General features: G+C 44.9%; 12 protein-coding genes and 1 tRNA gene. 5 read left to right on the plus strand and 8 right to left on the minus strand.

Features of this window, described 5'->3' with window-relative positions; all coding sequences use genetic code 11:
• The first annotated feature begins 133 nt into the window (after positions 1 to 133).
• The 4 genes from ACF8OV_RS07085 (at position 134) to ACF8OV_RS07100 (ending at position 4,327) form a co-directional block, all read left to right on the plus strand.
• A complete protein-coding gene (locus tag ACF8OV_RS07085) occupies positions 134 to 898 on the plus strand; it encodes a hypothetical protein (protein WP_005459911.1) in 765 nt (254 codons plus the stop codon).
• A gap of 124 nt (positions 899 to 1,022) precedes the next feature.
• Entirely contained in the window at positions 1,023 to 1,793 is a 771-nt protein-coding gene (locus tag ACF8OV_RS07090) for a tRNA isopentenyl-2-thiomethyl-A-37 hydroxylase MiaE (RefSeq protein WP_203502853.1), read from the plus strand.
• A gap of 249 nt (positions 1,794 to 2,042) precedes the next feature.
• Positions 2,043 to 3,371 carry a sphingomyelin phosphodiesterase gene (locus ACF8OV_RS07095; RefSeq protein WP_042772982.1) on the plus strand — a complete coding sequence of 443 codons (1,329 nt, stop codon included), beginning with the start codon at positions 2,043 to 2,045 and terminating at the stop codon, positions 3,369 to 3,371.
• Complete coding sequence (locus tag ACF8OV_RS07100; RefSeq protein ID WP_203502855.1) at positions 3,368 to 4,327, plus strand: chromosome partitioning protein ParA; 960 nt, start codon at positions 3,368 to 3,370, stop codon at positions 4,325 to 4,327. Before ACF8OV_RS07095 ends, ACF8OV_RS07100 begins: the two co-directional genes overlap by 4 nt.
• A gap of 71 nt (positions 4,328 to 4,398) precedes the next feature.
• On the opposite strand, the gene trpS is transcribed toward ACF8OV_RS07100, so the two are convergent.
• Positions 4,399 to 5,421 carry a tryptophan--tRNA ligase gene (trpS, locus tag ACF8OV_RS07105; protein WP_053805650.1) on the minus strand — a complete coding sequence of 341 codons (1,023 nt, stop codon included), beginning with the start codon at positions 5,419 to 5,421 and terminating at the stop codon, positions 4,399 to 4,401.
• 637 nt (positions 5,422 to 6,058) lie between these two features.
• Here trpS and ACF8OV_RS07110 point away from each other — a divergent pair.
• Complete coding sequence (locus ACF8OV_RS07110; protein WP_021449307.1) at positions 6,059 to 7,015, plus strand: AEC family transporter; 957 nt, start codon at positions 6,059 to 6,061, stop codon at positions 7,013 to 7,015.
• 74 nt (positions 7,016 to 7,089) lie between these two features.
• On the opposite strand, the gene ACF8OV_RS07115 is transcribed toward ACF8OV_RS07110, so the two are convergent.
• From ACF8OV_RS07115 to ACF8OV_RS07145, 7 genes are all read right to left on the minus strand, one after another.
• Positions 7,090 to 7,542, minus strand: coding sequence for a MarR family winged helix-turn-helix transcriptional regulator (locus tag ACF8OV_RS07115; protein ID WP_015296501.1), 453 nt, complete (start codon positions 7,540 to 7,542; stop codon positions 7,090 to 7,092).
• 201 nt (positions 7,543 to 7,743) lie between these two features.
• Positions 7,744 to 10,905 (minus strand): multidrug efflux RND transporter permease subunit VmeB, encoded by a 3,162-nt coding sequence (gene vmeB, locus ACF8OV_RS07120; RefSeq protein WP_005477950.1) that lies wholly within the window; start codon positions 10,903 to 10,905, stop codon positions 7,744 to 7,746.
• A gap of 2 nt (positions 10,906 to 10,907) precedes the next feature.
• The gene (gene vmeA / locus ACF8OV_RS07125; RefSeq protein WP_017448300.1) at positions 10,908 to 12,047 is read right to left on the minus strand and encodes a multidrug efflux RND transporter periplasmic adaptor subunit VmeA; all 1,140 of its coding nucleotides are present in this window, start codon (positions 12,045 to 12,047) and stop codon (positions 10,908 to 10,910) included.
• A gap of 424 nt (positions 12,048 to 12,471) precedes the next feature.
• Positions 12,472 to 14,109 (minus strand): methyl-accepting chemotaxis protein, encoded by a 1,638-nt coding sequence (locus ACF8OV_RS07130; RefSeq protein WP_021453313.1) that lies wholly within the window; start codon positions 14,107 to 14,109, stop codon positions 12,472 to 12,474.
• 457 nt (positions 14,110 to 14,566) lie between these two features.
• A tRNA-Ser gene (locus tag ACF8OV_RS07135) sits at positions 14,567 to 14,654 on the minus strand.
• Positions 14,655 to 14,798: 144 nt separating this feature from the next.
• Entirely contained in the window at positions 14,799 to 15,248 is a 450-nt protein-coding gene (locus ACF8OV_RS07140; RefSeq protein ID WP_005459815.1) for an L-alanine exporter AlaE, read from the minus strand.
• A 456-nt stretch (positions 15,249 to 15,704) separates the two neighbouring features.
• Positions 15,705 to 18,125 carry a hybrid sensor histidine kinase/response regulator gene (locus ACF8OV_RS07145; protein WP_029843721.1) on the minus strand — a complete coding sequence of 807 codons (2,421 nt, stop codon included), beginning with the start codon at positions 18,123 to 18,125 and terminating at the stop codon, positions 15,705 to 15,707.
• Positions 18,126 to 18,170 lie beyond the last annotated feature (45 nt).

Raw genomic sequence — 18,170 nt, forward strand, 5'->3', positions numbered from 1 at the left:
TTAGTGATGTTGGTTCTATCAGTAACGAAAACGTGGGTGAGGCAAAATAATCAAACAAATAAGGTGCCGAGTAAGATAAGATTCATGTATTCTTGAACGCTAGCCGTAGAAAAGTAAAAGCAGACGCAAAGATATGAATATTGGTTTAATAATCGCTTTGGTAGCCATCCTACTGGTATTAATCCTAGGCTATAACATCATGTTGCAATACAAGGTTAAAGTTGAAACCGCCAAAAGGCAGGAATCGGCACGCTATGTTGCACTTATTGATGGCACTGAAGAACTGATTGGTCACGCACACCATATTCCTTTTAGTAAGGAGCTTCTGCTGTGCCTAAACAATCGTATTCTTGATGCACTAGAAAGCATGCATGAGCTTGACCCGAAAAATAAGCAGCTCACTCAACGCATAGAGAATATGAAGCAGCAAATCGGACAGCTAAAAGAAAACGGTCCGACTGGTGAAAGTACCTCTTTCAAAATGCCAAGCAGCGATAAGCAAGCCATCGTAATGCTTAAGCTGGTTAAGCGCCTGCGTGACACCGTTCGAAACGAGCACAACAAAGGCCGATTAGACACCCAGACTTACGTAACCGAAAATGCGCGTTTGGAAACGATGCAAATTCGCATCAACATCGAAAACGTGATTAAGCGAGCGAACGATTCCATTGCTCGCGGCCAACCGGGCACTGCGCTACAACTGCTTCGCAAAGGTATCGATGCGCTGAGTACAAAAAGCGATCCGTACTCCATCCAAGCAAAACAAAAGCTTGAAGAGATGCTTGGCGACTTAGACAAAAAACGCCAAGACAAAAGCGATGCAGAAATGCAGCAAATGGCAGACAAAGAGCGTGACAACGACATGGAAGCACTCTTCGGCGAGAAGAAAAAGTGGTAATATCCCCACCAGCTTTTCGCCCTATCCGATTAAAGGCTGCGTTTGCAGCCTTTTTTCTATCCAGATTTCCGTTTTACTCATGCTCTGGATGAACCAAATTTGAACGTAACGTACTAAAAATAAAATGATTAATCTCGACGCCTATCAAGATCTTCTTGCTCCTATCAATCAATTTCTGCAATGCAGCACACCCAACGAATGGGTTGAAGAAGCAAAGAAACCAGAAAACTTGCAAACCATTTTATTGGATCACTTACTGTGCGAGCTAAAAGCAGGTCAGTCAGCCATGTTCTTGATCCGCAAATACGCAGTAGATAAAGACAGTTCATATGCCTTACTTGACTGGTTCAAACCGTATGAAGATTTCGCTTACCGAAAAATCGGCTCATTAGAGACATTAAAAGGTAAGAGCAATATTTCGAAAGCCATCATGGCAAAATCGGATTCGCCGTATAGCCAAGATCTGATCGATAAAATGGTTCTCTTGATCAAAGAAGAATTACATCACTTCTATCAAGTACTGGAAATCATGGAGAGCCGTGGCGTGGAATACAAAAACATTCCCGCAAGCCGCTACGCAAAAACGCTGATTTCACACATGAAAACTCATGAGCCCGAGACGCTTATCGATAAGCTCATTATCGGCGCTTACATCGAAGCTCGCTCATGTGAACGTTTCGCCAAACTTGCGCCGCACATGGATGAAGACATTGCGAAGTTTTATGTTTCCCTACTCCGCTCTGAAGCACGCCATTATCAAGACTACCTTGTACTGGCTGAGCAGATTGCAGGCAAAGATATCAGCGAGCGTATTGCATACTTCGGCCGTATCGAAGCTGAGCTAATTTCAACTCCCGACGAAGACTTCAAGTTCCACAGTGGTATACCTGCTTAGCCGTGCTAAACCGTCACTAAAAAGCCAGATGTGAGTCTGGCTTTTTAGTTTTAAATCTCACCATTTCAACCTACCTCTCCGTCTGTATAAACCGCGCCTGTAACTTCATTTTGTTTACAACTCAGTTAGAACCAAGGTCACAAGTAGCGAACTATTTTCATCGAACCATAAGCTGTCATCCATCTTTAACGCTCGAGTAACATTTATAAATAAGAATGATTGCTCTAACACAAATCATGGATAAACAAGATGAAATTTTCGCAGTGGAGTCTTTTGCTGAGCACTTTAGTAGCATTGCCGAGCTTGGCTGATACGGACGTATACCTCACCAATAACTCAGACCAACCATTAACCATTCAGGTCAAACACAATGGCAGTGATTTGCTGCAATACGGAGAAGAATGGCAGCAACACGTAGAAGTATTAGGCCCTTGGGAAACAAAGCCCGTACTGAGTTTTAATCGGTGGGAAGGAGTGAAATCGGGTCAGAACTATCGCTTTGAAACTGTCGTATCTAACCCGCAAGGTGAAAGCATTACACTCCACCAAGTCATGGAAGGACATTGGTACAACTCGACCATTGAATACGGTTTGTCAGCCGCCGACGTGAACTTGGCATTAAAAGACGATCGCACGATTCATCGTTCAAATACCGAGGCGTTTGGCTCTCGCAGCGCAGAGCTAGCGTTTAAATCCGATAGCACCGCGCGTTATGACGATTTGTACTACACCGTCACACCAAGCAAAGTGGCTGAAGCCGTCGATAACAACGAGCAAAATCTCAAATTGATGACTTACAACATTTGGGCTTTGCCTGCGATTGCGTCGCATATTGGTGAACGTTACGAGCTAATCCCCGATTACGTAAAAGGTTATGACGTACTGGCATTGCAAGAGGTTTTTGCTAGTGGTCGTGATGCATTTTTACGTGAGCTTGCAAAAGAGTACCCATACCAAACGAAGATGTTGGATAAAGATGGCTTCAACGTTTACGACGGAGGCGTAATCATTGTGAGTCGTTACCCTATCGTCAACGAGGCACAATACGTGTTCCCAGATTGTTCGGGTACCGATTGCTTCGCTGATAAAGGCGTAAACTACGCAGAGATCATCAAAGGTGGTCAGGCCTACCATGTTTTTGCTACACATACCGCATCTTTCGATACTGATACAGCGCGTGAGTATCGTCAGCGTCAATTTCAACAAATGCGCACTATGGCGCAGTCTCTCAACATTCCGAACAACGAAACGGTCGTGTACAGTGGTGACTTTAATGTAAACAAGCTGAAGTTCCCTGGAGATTACCAGCAGATGATCGCAAACCTAAGTGCGATGGAGCCTCAATACTCTGGCTATACAGCGTCTACGTTCGACCCTCGTATCAATAACTTCGCAGGCGAAGCGCTATCTGGTGGCGAAAATGTGGAATACCTCGATTACGTCATGGTGAGCAACGAATATGGCGTGAAATCGTTTAACGACAACCGCGTTGATGTTCCACGTTCAACGGCAGAGGGGTTGTGGAAACATTACAACCTGTCGGATCACTTCCCTGTCAGCGCCGTGATCAAGCCATGAAGCTTAGCTTACTAATCACTGTGTCCGCCGTTTTGGCGGGCATAGTTTGGTTTTCAGTCAATGTCGACGAGCGCGATCAATTAACGCAGCTTTCTTCGGAGTTGCAGGATAAATCAATCGCATTGGTTGATAGTGATTCGACGCCACCCCAGCGCCAAAGCAGTACACAAAAGTCCAAGTCAAAATCAGACAACATGCCCACTGAGACTCAAGATCTTGCAGAGCGACTAAACCGCTCTAAAGGTCGAGCATTGAAAGCAGAAATCGAGACGTTTTGGCACACCTGTATGTCCGAGCTCAATTGCGAATCCAAACTTAATGAACTAGCTATAGATTTGTCTGCAGAGCGTTTTAATTTGTTAGCGAACTACCATCAACTCGATGATCTTTGGCAGCAAAGCGTTGGCAATTTGTTGTTTGATGAGCAGCAACCGCTCGCCTCTCGTGTCGCACGATTAAAATCCGAAGCGAGAAAGATTTGGGGAGAGCTCGCCGAGGTGATTTTCGCCGATGAGTTCGCACTTTACGACTTCAGCTTACAAGCCGAGCAACTTGACGCCGTATCGGCTCAAGATTACGTGAAAGCATTCGAGGATTTAATCACCGAATGGCAGGGGAACGAAAACGCCTTGGGGTTAGACAGCAACCAAACAAAATATGAACGAGCGGTGGCTCTGATCCCTGTAAGTATGAAAGGGATCGAGAGACAAACCTTGATTCAAGAGTTGCAGAAAAACTATCTGTCTGAACAAGAAAGAAAACAAATCCGCACTCGTGAACAACAAATAGCAAAACAAAAGCAGCAAGTTCGCAGTTATCAAACCGAGCTAAAGCAGCTCGAATCCAGATTGGCAACGCAAAGAGCCACCAGCCACTCGAGTTGGTCTGAATCTGACTGGCAGCGTTACTATCAACAAGAGATAGCGAATTTTCGTCGCGAGTTCTTTGCTTCATAAGGTGCGCATACAAAAAAGGCACGTAGCAGGTTAGCTTTCGCGCCTTTTTACTTTGTGTTCCCGAACCTATTTCAGAACAAGTTCAAGCCAAACACACTCTTAACATCGGACAAAACTTGTTCTGTTTTTTCTCGAGAGACTTGGCTGCCATGTTTAAGAATCTCAATAAGTTGCGCTTTGTCGTTCAAATACAATGCCCGTTTCTCTCTGATCGGACGCAGCATTTCTTGAAGGCATTCTTCCAATACTTTTTTCGTGGTTCCATCTCCTAGCCCGCCACGGCGATAGTGCGCTTTGAGTTGCTCGACATGCTCTTTGTCAGAGTGAAAAGCATCGAGATAAGTGAACACAATGTTGCCTTCTACTTGACCAGGATCTTCGATGCGCAAATGGCTTGGGTCGGTGTACATGGATTTTACTGCAGCTGAGATTTCCTTTTCAGTCGCCCCTAAGTTAATGGCATTGCCCATGCTTTTCGACATTTTATTTTTGCCATCAGTACTCGGTAAACGTGGCGCATCGCTAAGCAACGGACGGCACTCTTTTAGGATCTCTTGTCCGCCAAGGTGGTTAATCTTTCTCACGATTTCATTCGTTTGCTCAAGCATTGGTAATTGATCATCCCCAACCGGAACAAGTGTAGCGCGAAAACCCGTTATATCAGCTGCTTGAGAAATTGGGTAAGTCAGAAACCCTGCAGGAATTGAACGCTCAAAACCTTTGCTTTGAATTTCATTTTTTACGGTTGGGTTACGCTCTAAGCGAGCAATGGACACTAAGTTGCTGTAATACATCGTCAATTCTGCGAGGGCTGGCAGTTGAGATTGCAAACAGATAGTGGTTTGAATGGGGTCGATGCCAACTGCAAGGTAATCTGCGACTACGTTTAGAATGTTCGAAGATACCTTTGAAGGATTGTGCGCGTTATCGGTCAGGCCTTGCATATCGGCGACCAGAATGGTTTGGTCATGCTCCGATTGTAATGCCACACGCTGTTGTAACGAACCGACGTAATGACCAAGGTGTAAAGGCCCTGTAGCTCGGTCCCCCGTGAGAATGATTTCGCGTGGTTGATGCGTTTCTTTGATGTTCATGGTTATCTCCTAGTCAAAATAGATCGCTACTGGAGATAAAAAGACAAGACACTCTTCGCTACCTTCCAGCAGCGTAAGAATGTAAGAATTCCGCGCCGCTCTACATAGAGCGCCACCAGAAAAAGTATGATGATGAAGGTGTGAAGAATAAGTTCATGTGTCTTAAGCTAACAGGGACTAAGACAATGCTCAATCCCAATGTGAAGAAAATGCAGTGTGTGAAAATTTGCCCGATTACATCGGCAAGGACATTGCGATAACGAGAACAGCACCAAATACCGAACCAGAAACAAATGCACATAGAACGGTTTTGTTGTGTTTACTTTTCATCGATGGACTCCTATTTATCACCACCAGAACCGCACAAGGAATGAGCACGGCTCAACTTCATTTCACTTGTCGGCGCTGGAGTTCTGTTTTATCTCCAGTGCGATAAGTCGGAGTAGTAAACCAATATATGCAACCTTCGACCAGTCGAGCTTGGTCAAACTGAGATATTAGGCTCATATCGGAATGCAACGTACATCCTAATCAACATAAGAATAAAATTTCATCGCTTCCCTATTCCCCGCCCCCTAGTTTGTGGCTTAATAGCGAAACAATAATGACTTTTTTCTTTTTTGCTGCGGATACTTACATGGATTCTGTTTTACATCAGTTGCAATTCTCTTTGTCGATCACCGGCCCCATCTGCTTAATGTTGGTGCTTGGCGTTATCTTTAAACGGTTTGGTCTCATCAACGATAACTTTATTGAAATTGGCTCTAAGCTGGTTTTTAAGGTCACGCTGCCAGCCATGTTGTTTGTCAGTATTGTGGCTTCTGAGCATGATTTTTCTGCCGCCAGTGGTTTCATCAACTACGGCGTAGTCGCGAGCATTCTGTTTTTTATTTTCACCTACATGTCCGTTTCTGTTCTGTTTAAATCTTCTCCCGATCAGGGCGTGTTGATTCAAGGTGGATTTCGCGCCAACACTGGCATTATCGGCATTGCATACGTTGCGAATGCTTATGGTTCACAGGGTGTCGCATTAGCTGCTCTTTATGTCGCCATCACCACCTTTATCTACAACGTTCAAGCGGTGATCTGCCTATCACCCAAAGGCGCTACGTCTGCCTCTCAAGCAGCAAAAATGATGGGAAGAACACTGACGAAGAACCCGCTTATCATCTCCATCGTTTTAGGTATGCTTTTCTACTTGTTGTCGATTCCGGTTCCAAATGTAGTCATTGATGCGGGTAACTATCTGTCGAAAATGACGTTGCCGCTCGCATTGTTATGTACAGGCGGGTCGTTGGATTTTAGTTTGATGAGAAAGGAAAAAGGCCCGTCTTGGTTTGCAAGCAGTTACAAGTTGATTGTCGCCCCAGTGTTGATCACGTTAGGCGCGTATTTTGTTGGTTTTCGAGGTATTGAATTGGGGATTTTATTCTTCATGAACGCCTCGCCCGTTGCGGCAGCGAGTTACGTCATGGCCCGCTCAATGGGAGGAAATGCGGTACTGGCAGCCAACATTATTGCTTTGACAACAGTGCTTTCAACCGTCACCTGCACGTTCGGTATTGTGGTTCTAAAATCGTACGGTTTGATCTGAAAAATGAAATAAAAAAGCCTCAGAATATAGCTGAGGCTTTACAAAAAGGCTTAGATTTAACGCAGAGAAAACGCTTAAGAATGATTGGCTAATGTCATTTTCCTTACCAAACGAAAAAACTCTGCCGACTCATCTTCTGATAAACAAGAGAAGAATTCGCGCTGCAAGTTCCTCATTATTTGATGAACTTTCTTTATCGTTGCTTCACCTTCTTTCGTCAAACTGAGCATTTTCAGTCGTTGGTTCGCCTCACTCTTCGAAACGCACACAAAACCACGTTTTTCCAAGTTATCGACCATGCGCTTTGCAACGCTTCGTTCGGTCAAAACGGCATCGGCTAACGCTTGTTGACTCATTGGCTGAAACTCTTCTAACGCTGCCAACGCACTGGCCATCTCTAAGGTCATCTGATTTTGACGACATAACTCTGCTTGCGCTCGGTTGCGATACATCCGTTGCATCACCCCAGAGACAAACATTGGGCTTTGATCCAAAACGGAGATAGGTGAAATTTTTTGCTCTTTCATAGCCGCCTATTTAACTTATGGCTTCATGTTATGCTTTCTGACCTTTTTATGAGGAATTCGAAACGTGATCACTCTTCCTAGGCTTGATTCAAAATCGGTGGCGTATTAAACCATCGAGTTGAAAGCATAAACAAAGAGCGCTTACGCGCCCTTTTATTATGTTTATTGTTATTAGTATAACTCAGTTAAGCTTACGAAGTCTTACTCCGACTTTTCCGTTGCTGGAGCGAGTTCTTGAGATCGCTCTTTCTGCGCTTCTTTTTGGGCACGGCGATCAAACAAACGCTCTACCACAACAAAGAACACCGGAACAAAGAAGATACCAAGCAAGGTTGCACTGATCATGCCGCCAAGCACACCAGTACCTACCGCGTTTTGACCAGCAGAGCCCACGCCAGCACTGATTGCCAACGGAACCACACCCAAGCCAAACGCCAAGGACGTCATGATGATTGGACGAAGACGCACACGCACCGCGTGCAGTGTAGCTTCAATCAGACCTGCACCTTTCTCGTAATATTCTTTCGCGAACTCAACAATCAAAATCGCGTTTTTCGTAGCTAGACCCACTGTGGTTAACAAACTCACTTGGAAGAACACGTCGTTGTCCATTCCACGACCAAGTACTGCGAGCACAGCGCCTAATACGCCTAAAGGTACAACCAACACGACCGCAAGCGGTACAGACCAACTTTCATACAATGCAGCAAGTACTAGGAATACGACCAAAATGGACAACGCATACAACATTGGAGCTTGGTTGCCGGACAAACGCTCTTCATAAGAGATGCCGTTCCAGTTCACCGTAAAGCCTTCTGGTAACTGCTCAACCATCGCTTCAATCTCAGCCATTGCTTCACCCGTACTGACACCCGGAGCAGCGCCACCTTGAATGTTCATTGCGGCCAGGCCATTAAAGCGTTGAAGCTGCGGTGAACCATACGTCCATTCACCACTTGCAAACGCCGAGAACGGCACCATTTCACCTTGCGCATTACGTACATACCACGAGTTAAAATCTTCTGGCTGCATACGGAACTCTGCATCACTTTGCACCATCACTTTTTTAACGCGACCACGGTCAATGTAGTCGTTGATGTACGCACCACCCCAAGCGGCGGATAGGATTTGGTTCACGTCGTTGATGCTGACATCCAGCGCGCGCAATTTAACGTGATCTACATGAACTTGGTACATTGGTGCATCAGATTGGCCATTCGGACGAACACCAACTAGTTTTGGATTCTGCGCTGCCATTCCCAGTAATTGCCCTTGTGCGGCAACCAATGCTTCGTGACCAAGGCTCAGGGAGTCTTGTAGATAGAAATCAAAACCCGTTGCGTTACCCAACTCTTGGATGGCAGGAGGTGCAAACGCAAATACCATGGCTTCTTTGATGGTTGAGAAGTAACCCATAGCACGGCCAGTCAAAGATGCAGCATCCGAACCCGGCGCTTCGCGCTCAGACCAATCTTTCAAGCCAATAAACGCCATACCCATGTTTTGGCCTTGACCAGCAAAACTAAAACCAGCCACGGTAAACACGGATCTCACGTTGTCTTTTTCTTCTTCCAAGAAATAGCTACGCACTTTATCGAGTGTTTTTTCTGTCTGCTCTTGAGTCGAGTTCGGCGGCAAGATTGCCATCGAGAACACCGTACCTTGGTCTTCATCTGGTAGGAAAGACGTCGGCAGATTCATAAATAACCAACCCGCACCAGCGCTCATTGCCACAAACACCAACAACATGCGCCCAGTGCGTTTTAGCAACTTGGCTACACCAGCCTCATAACCTGCCGTCATCGAGTCAAATTTACGGTTAAACCAACCGAAGAAACCTTTTTTATCCGTAAATTCAGCGTCACCTTTTTTCAGTAACGTAGCACACAGCGCTGGTGTCAGGATGATCGCAACCATCACTGACAACGTCATCGCAGCAACGATGGTGATCGAGAACTGACGGTAAATCACCCCGGTCGAACCTGACATAAATGCCATAGGGACGAATACTGCCGATAAGGTCAAACCAACACCAATCAACGCGCCAGTGATCTGCCCCATCGATTTCTTAGTGGCTTCTTTTGGATCGAGCCCGTCTTCGTGCATCACACGCTCAACGTTTTCTACCACAACGATGGCGTCATCCACCAGCAAACCAATCGCCAGAACCATCGCAAACATCGTCAGGGTATTCACGCTGAAGCCAGTCGCGTAAAGAATGGCAAACGTACCCAAGAGTACAACCGGAACCGCAATCGTCGGGATGATCGTTGCACGGAAGTTCTGTAAGAACAGGTACATAATTAAGAACACCAACACAATCGCTTCCAGTAGCGTTTTCACTACTTCTTGAATCGATGCTTCTACAAACGGTGTTGTCTCAAATGGATAAGCGACTTTCAGACCGTCTGGGAAGTTTTCACTCAACTCCGCTAAACGCTCTTTGACTGCAGCCGCCGTTTCCAGCGCGTTCGCACCTGTACCAAGTGAAATACCTAAACCAGACGCCGGCAAACCGTTGTACTGACCTTGAATATCGTAACTTTCTGCTCCGCGCTCAATACGAGCAACGTCTCTTAGATAAACGTTTGCACCGCTCGCATCTGATTTCAGGATGATGTTTTGGAACTCAGCCACACTGCTTAAACGACTCGCAGAAGAAATCGTCGCGTTAAGCAGTTGACCTTTCTGCGCAGGTGCTGCACCCAATTGACCAGATGACACTTGCGCATTCTGCTCACTGATCGCATTTGCAACGTCAATTGCTGTCAGGTTGAACTGAGTCAGCTTAAACGGGTCAAGCCACACACGCATCGCATATTGAGAACCAAAAGCCTGTACTTGACCCACACCCGTCACACGGCTGATTGGGTCTTGAATGTTGGTTACAACAAAGTCGGCAATGTCGTTTTGTGTAAAATCTGGATCGTCAGAATAAACCGCCACCACCATCAAAAATGAGGTGTTAGATTTGTTCACCACAATACCTTGGCTTTGCACTTCCATAGGAAGCGAAGTCAACGCCAATTGCAGTTTGTTCTGCACTTGAACCTGCGCGATATCAGGATCGGCTTCACTATCAAAAGTCAGTGTAATGGTCGCATTACCGAAAGCGTCACTGCTCGAAGACAAGTAACGTAGGTAATCCAGGCCTGTCATGTTTTGCTCGATAACCTGCGTGACAGAGTCCTCTACCGTTTTAGCAGAAGCACCAGGATAGCGCGCGCTGATGGTGATCGTGGTCGGCGAAATGGTTGGATATTGCGACACTGGCAAGTTGAACAAGGACATGATCCCTGCAAGCATGGTCAGAATCGCCAGTACCCAAGCAAAAACCGGACGATCAATAAAAAATCGAGCCATGATTATCCCTGCTCTCCCGTTTGGATGGTGACTGGGCTACCCGGACGCACCTTTTGCAAACCCGCAGTAATGACTTGGTCACCGGCTTTTAATCCATCAATGATGCGCCATTGGTTGTCTATAACTTCCGCCGTGATGACTGGCGTAATCGCCACGGTATTATCAGCACTCACCGTCATCACCGAAGCTTTGCCTGTTGCATCGCGAGTCACGGTGTTTTGCGGGATCAAAATCGCGCTAGGGTCAACACCAGTAATCACGGTCGCACGCACGAACATACCCGGAAGAAGTAAACCATCAGGATTTGGGAATTCCGCTCGCAAAGTCACGCTTCCCGTACTTTCATCCACGTTAACTTCCGTGAACTTCATTGTGCCTTTGTGCTCGTAAGTCGAGCCATCTTCAAGCGTCAATGCGACTTGCGCAGATTGATCTTCTTGCATGTGACCTTGAGAAAGCGCCGCTTTTAGTCGCAGCAATTGAGCAGAAGACTGAACGATATCCACGTTGATCGGGTCAAGTTGTTGAATCGTCGTTAGCTTGTCGGCTTGGTTTGCCGTAACCAACGCTCCCGCAGTCACATTTGACTTGCTGATCACGCCACTGATCGGCGCTTTCACACGGGTATAAGTCAAATTGATCTTTGCAGTATTGATCTTCGCTTTGGCTACGAGCACTTGCGCTTTCGCTTCTTTGTAAGCCGCTTCTGCTTCATCCAGATCTTGTTGACTGATCGATTTCTTGGTAATCAATGCGCGGTAACGTTTAACGGTTGCAAACGTCGATTCTTCAGAAGCTTGCGCACGAATCAGCTCCGCTTCTGCACTAAGCAAATCCGCTTGAAATGAAGAGTCATCAATTTGATACAACGACTGACCTTTTTCCACAACGCCACCTTCAACAAAGTTACGTTCTGAAATAATACCCGTTACCTGTGGGCGGACTTCCGCCTCTTTAAATGCACGGCTGCGGCCCGGCAACTCAACCGTCAAAGCTTGTCGAACAGGTTCAACCGTCAACACATTCACTTCGGTTGCGGGAGCGGCGCCACCACCTTGCTCAGTTCCTTCTTGGCTTGGTTGACATCCCGCCATAAACAGGCTCGATGCAATCAGCAGCGATAGCGTGGTTCTACGTCTCATGAAACATCTCTCTTATTTTGTAAGCCCTACAAATATCCAATTCAATGCTTTCTGAATGGCTCGATTATGATTAGTGGATATACATTTATCCCAAACAAATTACTTAGAATGATAATTACCTAGTGTTGTACATACAACAAAATTTACGTTTCTATACGCTTGTCGAATACGTTTGTTGTAAAGGTGCAATAGAACTCTCAGATTTGAAGATATTGTGTTGGAAATCACACTTTTCTGTGTACAAGTGGACGGGTCAAAAAGTGTGTAAATTGATGATAAAAACGGCGAGTGTTTGTACAGAGTTTTGAGGTCAAGTCCAGATTTAATTGATTAAATCCAATTGGCGAAAAGCGACGTTAAACATCAGCTAAAAAATAGCCCGCACATCAGCGGGCTGTTTCGCATCAATTTAAAATATCAGAGCTTAAACTCGGAACTGGCTGACTTGCTGATCCAATCTCTGAGTTTGTTGTGACAGCATCGCAAGTGATTGCTGAGCCTGCGTGACAATATCAACAATCGATGTACTGCTGTCTGCAATACCCTGAACGTTGGTATTCACTTCATCGCTCACTGTGCTTTGTTGACTCGCTGCAGTTGCAATGTGCGTGTTCATCTCATTCATGCGTGAAATTGCATTGAGAATTTCAGCCAGAGATTCGCTTGCTCGCCCGGCAGATTGAATGGTCTCTTCACTGCTATTTTGGCTACCACGCATCACTTCCACAGCTTGCCCTGCACCAGACTGAAGCTTTTCAATCATAGCTTGGATTTCACCCGTACTTTGCTGCGTACGACTTGCAAGAGAGCGTACCTCGTCAGCAACCACAGCAAAACCACGACCTTGCTCACCCGCTCGCGCCGCTTCAATCGCCGCATTCAGTGCAAGTAAGTTAGTCTGTTCTGCAATGCCGCGAATTACATCTAGTACAGAGGCAATATCGCTCACATCATTATCTAGCGTATTGATCACATGGCTTGCGCTTTCGATCTCTCCAGCCAAGTCACGAATCGAGCCGACCGTTTGCTCCAAAATCACATTGGTATTAGAAAGCTCATCATTCGCGGTTTGGCTTGCAACTGCTGCTTCATTTGCACTCTCGCTCACATTGCGGCTAGTCACTTGCATTTCATGCACTGCTGCAGCAACTGCTTCGCTATCGCGCTGTTGAGATACTGTCGAATCTGCAATCGTCGCGGTGAGCGAGCTTAAGTTTGCCATCTCTTGACGAAGCGTGTTTGAGCTATCAATCACCTGTGACACGGTCGCTTGGATTTTAGAAACAAACTCGTTAAATGCCTTCGCCAGCTGACCAATTTCATCTTGCGTATTAATTTGGATTCGTTGGCTAAGATCACCATCACCCGAAGCGATTTGCGCCATTGCGTCTTTGATGTCGTTTAATGGTTTAAGTACTGTGCGTAGCAGCAGGAACACCATGCCAAGCGCCGCTAAGATCACAACGATGATACCCATTTCTAAAATCGATTCTGCTCGTGCAGTCGCCGCAGAAATGTCTGACTTCAACTCACCTTGCTTATCTTCGATAGCACTTTTCACGACATTGAGCTGGGCGCGAACATCAACAAATTGCTCCTCAAACGTGTTCTTGTGCTCGTTGTAGTAGCTTAGCCATTGAGATTGAGGCTTGCTCAACATCACTTCGTAACTTTGTAGCCACTTTTGACCTAAACTCACCAGTTTTTGCACATCAGCACCGTGTGATGCAGGCATCACTCCCGCACGCGATAGCTCAATCACTTTTTCCATACGCGGCAACGCTTTGTAAGCATTGTCTTTGTACTCGTGAATGTGATGATCAATATCTGCTTGTGTTTCTGCTAAGGCAATGCCTTGAACAGCAGAAGTCGCTTGGTAAAGATCGCGGTACGCATCTTCAATCGTGAACAGGTTGGGTACGATCTGTTCATTTAAGGTGTCGCTTAATTCAGATTGCTTGCTCGTTGTCATAACATTTAATACTGAGCTCACGGTGAACAATCCAATTATCAAAGATAGAGGAATCACTATCTTTTGTTTGATTGTAAAGTTTTGGAACATGAATAGATTCCCTTAATATATATGTACAATTCGTTCACTATCATATCAAACAAATGGACTATTCAACTGAGTAACTAGATCAACTTTATCTAATATTTTTTGTCTTTTTGATAACGGTTCTGTTTTCAACAATTAATTGATTTATAGGAAATTTTCTTTAATCGAGGCAAATCACAAGAATGATGAAAAATAAATGATTCACGACGTGAAAAATGTAACAAAATAGTACTTAAGTTGATTTCAACGTAGCCTGATTTTATTCATGTTGTCCTTAGAATCGCCTCAAACAGTAAATGACGTTAGGCAGATGATCTATTTATGTTTAAAGCTTATAGCAACAAATAAATTGAGATAGATGGATATAAATAGGCTTTTCGAGAAGAATAAGGAAAGGAAGGAGAAAAATACGAATTGATAAAACGAAAAAGCCCCAGCATTTCTGCTAGGGCTTCGAATGTGGCGGTGAGTGAGAGATTCGAACTCTCGATACGTTGCCGTATACACACTTTCCAGGCGTGCTCCTTCAGCCACTCGGACAACTCACCGAATCAAATTGTGGTTAGCATTCTTGGCTAACGAGGCGCTAATTTAATGATTATGAGCCTCATGGTCAAGGCTAAACCGTAAAAAAAGCCTTCTTTTACACTCGTTTGCTCACTAAGTAACTAAATTGAACAAAACAGTGTCAATCAAACGCCTTGATGATAACCCGGAACGCGGAACCAACGACGGCACATATCCAAAAAGTAGCCGTATAACACGCCCATTCCACAAGAAACCACAGCGTTGCTCGCAACTGCCGTAACAATTTGATCATACGATGCACCAACGGCTAAAAGAATGCCGGCGTACACAGGTGATTGGAAAAGCACATACGATACAAGATCAGACACATTTTTCATGAAAGAGGAAGGTGAAAGTTTGTTACCTTGGCGCAAAACCCAATCACGGAACATGCCATAAGGCCAAGCAATCGCGATATTTACTGGTATAGACAACGTGCGTGATGCCAGAGACTGCTCAAACGTCATTCCTGAAATCAAAATCTCGATAATCATCCCTGTAATAAAGCAAAAAACAACCATAGCAAAAGTATCCGCTGCGGCATGACGAATACAAAATGGTCCACGAGACTTCATTTACAACCCCTAAAATCAAACACTGCAATTAATAAAGAACTAAATATGATTAACTGCCACACAACTTAATTACCAGTTAATGACACTATTAAATCACAACATTTGTAGATTATGGCTCCATATTTAAAATGAAGTTGTAAATTAATAACCAACTTTAGAAACAAAAGTAGTTTTTTTCACCGTTTTAGCGAAAAAACAGGATTTTACGGGTAAAAAAGGCACAAAAATATGGAAATGACTTACTTTTAAGAGGGTTGAAAATGAGTAGATGGTATAGAATTGGAACAAAATTTGGTTTTATTACACCAATTGCAAACGCTTATGCTACCTAGATGTAAAAACTCAGAGTATAAATGACGGCACAAAGCACTACCGATATGGTAAAAATACGCTAAAGTTCAGGAAGCGTCAAAAGAGCGACGAAGAAAACCAATGGACTGCTTTTTTATCTGTAAATTACGGCGTAGCAAGTAACATAGTTAATGTGTCTATATCTTCCTGATCGGGTAGGGATTGACGCAGTAGATCGCGTTTAATCCTAGTGATTACCTCCGACAATACCTCATCTGTATTAGGTTGAAGGCTATCCATTATAGCAAGCAGCGCATCAAGCGCGTCTCCGAGATTGCCATTATCTAGAGCGACATAAAAGCTAATCAGCAAAGAATCGGTTCCCAACACTTCTAATGCTTGTTGATTTTGCTTGGTTTGATATTGATACAGCAAATCGGCATGTCGGTACAAAGCATCATCCAGTTCGGACTCCACTATTGGTTTAGCAATGATATGGTCAGCGCCTACGCCTAACATGCGCTCTTGGGTCTCTTTGAACACATCCGCAGTACAACCAAATATCAGTACCGACTTCGCAGCGCTGCTCATGGAGCGAATTGCTGAGATTGCCCCAACTCCGTCAAGGACAGGCATATGGTTGTCCATTAATATTAAATCGAACGGCTCTACAGCTATTTTATTTACCGCTAGCTGTCCATTTTCAACACTTGAGCATTCAAAGCCCTTTGCTCTTAAGAAGGTTTCCATAATGATGGCGTTGGTTCGATTGTCCTCTACTATCAAGGCCTTCAAACCATTGCAATTGAGCTTGTGCCTATGTCCTGATTCCACTTTCCCAGGTTCGCAAGGAGAGATCTCAACTTCAACCGTGAATGTAGTGCCGATATTTTCTTGGCTTTGCACAGTCACATGACCGCCCATGTGCTCGGCGATCTCTTTAACAATTGCAAGGCCAAGGCCAGTCCCGCCGAAGCGCCTTGTGGTTGATGATTCTGCTTGCTCAAATGGGCGAAATATACGTTTTTGCGCCTCTTTAGATATCCCTATTCCCGTATCTTTTATCGCGATAACCAACACAGTTTTGTCATAGTGAGTTTGCTCACTCAGCGTCACTTCAACAATGCCTCTGTCAGTAAACTTCACAGCGTTATTGAGTAAATTAAACAACACTTGACGAAGGCGCGCTTTGTCGTTGTCATACCAGCGTCCCGCAGGGACTAACGACGTCACCTTAAACTGCAATCCTTTCTCTGCACACAAGGTATGATAAACGCTTTTTATACTGCCGATGATCGATTCTATGGGAAATGGCGAGTTCGAAAACTCTACATGTCCCTGCTCTATCTTGGAGTAATCAAGAATCTCGTTCAGGAGCGTCATCATGTGATCACCAGAATCGTATAGTGTACTAAGGTGTTTTCTTTGTTCGTCCGTTAACGGCGTTTTGAGAAGGATTTGGGCGGTGCCGAGTACCCCATTCATCGGCGTACGGATTTCATGCGACAAAGTGGCAAGAAAAGCAGTTTTGGCATTTGTCGACGCTTGGGCTTTTACTCTCTCTTGTTCGAGGTAAATGGTCTTCTCGTTGAATTTGGTAATGAGATGGCCGATTTCGTCCTCACTTCCGTAATCGATATCAATGATCCCGCCAGTTTTGGAATCATCAATTTTTGTAGCGATTCGTACGATAGGTTCGACAATGTATCGGTTAAGTAAATAGTACCCAACGAGAACGCATAGCAATAAGAATGGGATGATGCCGCCTTCAACACTCATGACTTGCTCGAACACTTGATCTGCCACTTTCGCCTTAGCATTGACAACTTCTAGCTTCCAATGAAATTCACCAAAATCGAGTTTACTAATGTACATTTGTTTGGTGATTTGAAAGTTGTGTTCGATGATGACATTCGAGTTAGCATCTCGAATTACCACACCCAAAGAGTATTGGTTGGTGTGCTCACGAATGAACTGGAACAAGGCCTCCAAAGAAAGGTCGACCGTCGCAACGCCTGCAAACTCTCCATTTCTATAATACGGCGCAGAGGCGGTAATCATTTGAACTTGAGTGAAAGTATCAATATACACCGCAGACCAACTCACCGAGCCTGACGGTCGTTCAGCGGCTGCGCGATACCACGGCTCATTGTCATAACCGCCAGATTCTGGATTGTTGTATGAATGAATCTGATCGATGTTCCCCTCACTGTTCTTGTTAAAGAACAAACTGGTAAACCGCCATCGTTCTTCTTTGAGTTCTGGTTTGGGCCACAATCCACCGCTGACGATGATCTCGTCGCTTAATCTTAAAATCTGAGGGATGGTCGATTTAAGGGAATCGCTTTGGTTTGAGCTTTGCGCAAGCCCAACCAAGCTATTCAGTACGCCCGTGGATGTGATGAGCGGCTCTTTTATCTGGGAAGCAAGCAGTTGAGTACGTAAATCGAGATTTCTTTCTAGTTTGTCACGGACAGGTGGCTCAACCACCAAGTACACCACCGACCCTATCGTAGCGATAAAAAAACACAGGTACAGTGTGAGAGCGAGAATGCTTTTTTTTCTAAGTGACGAACGAATTTCCATATCTGTAGACGAATCATTCCCTAATATCGATTTATCACTGATTGA

It is taken from the genome of Vibrio sp. GLN_1 (assembly GCF_043106015.1).
In the GTDB taxonomy this organism is placed as follows: Bacteria; Pseudomonadota; Gammaproteobacteria; order Enterobacterales; family Vibrionaceae; genus Vibrio; species Vibrio parahaemolyticus.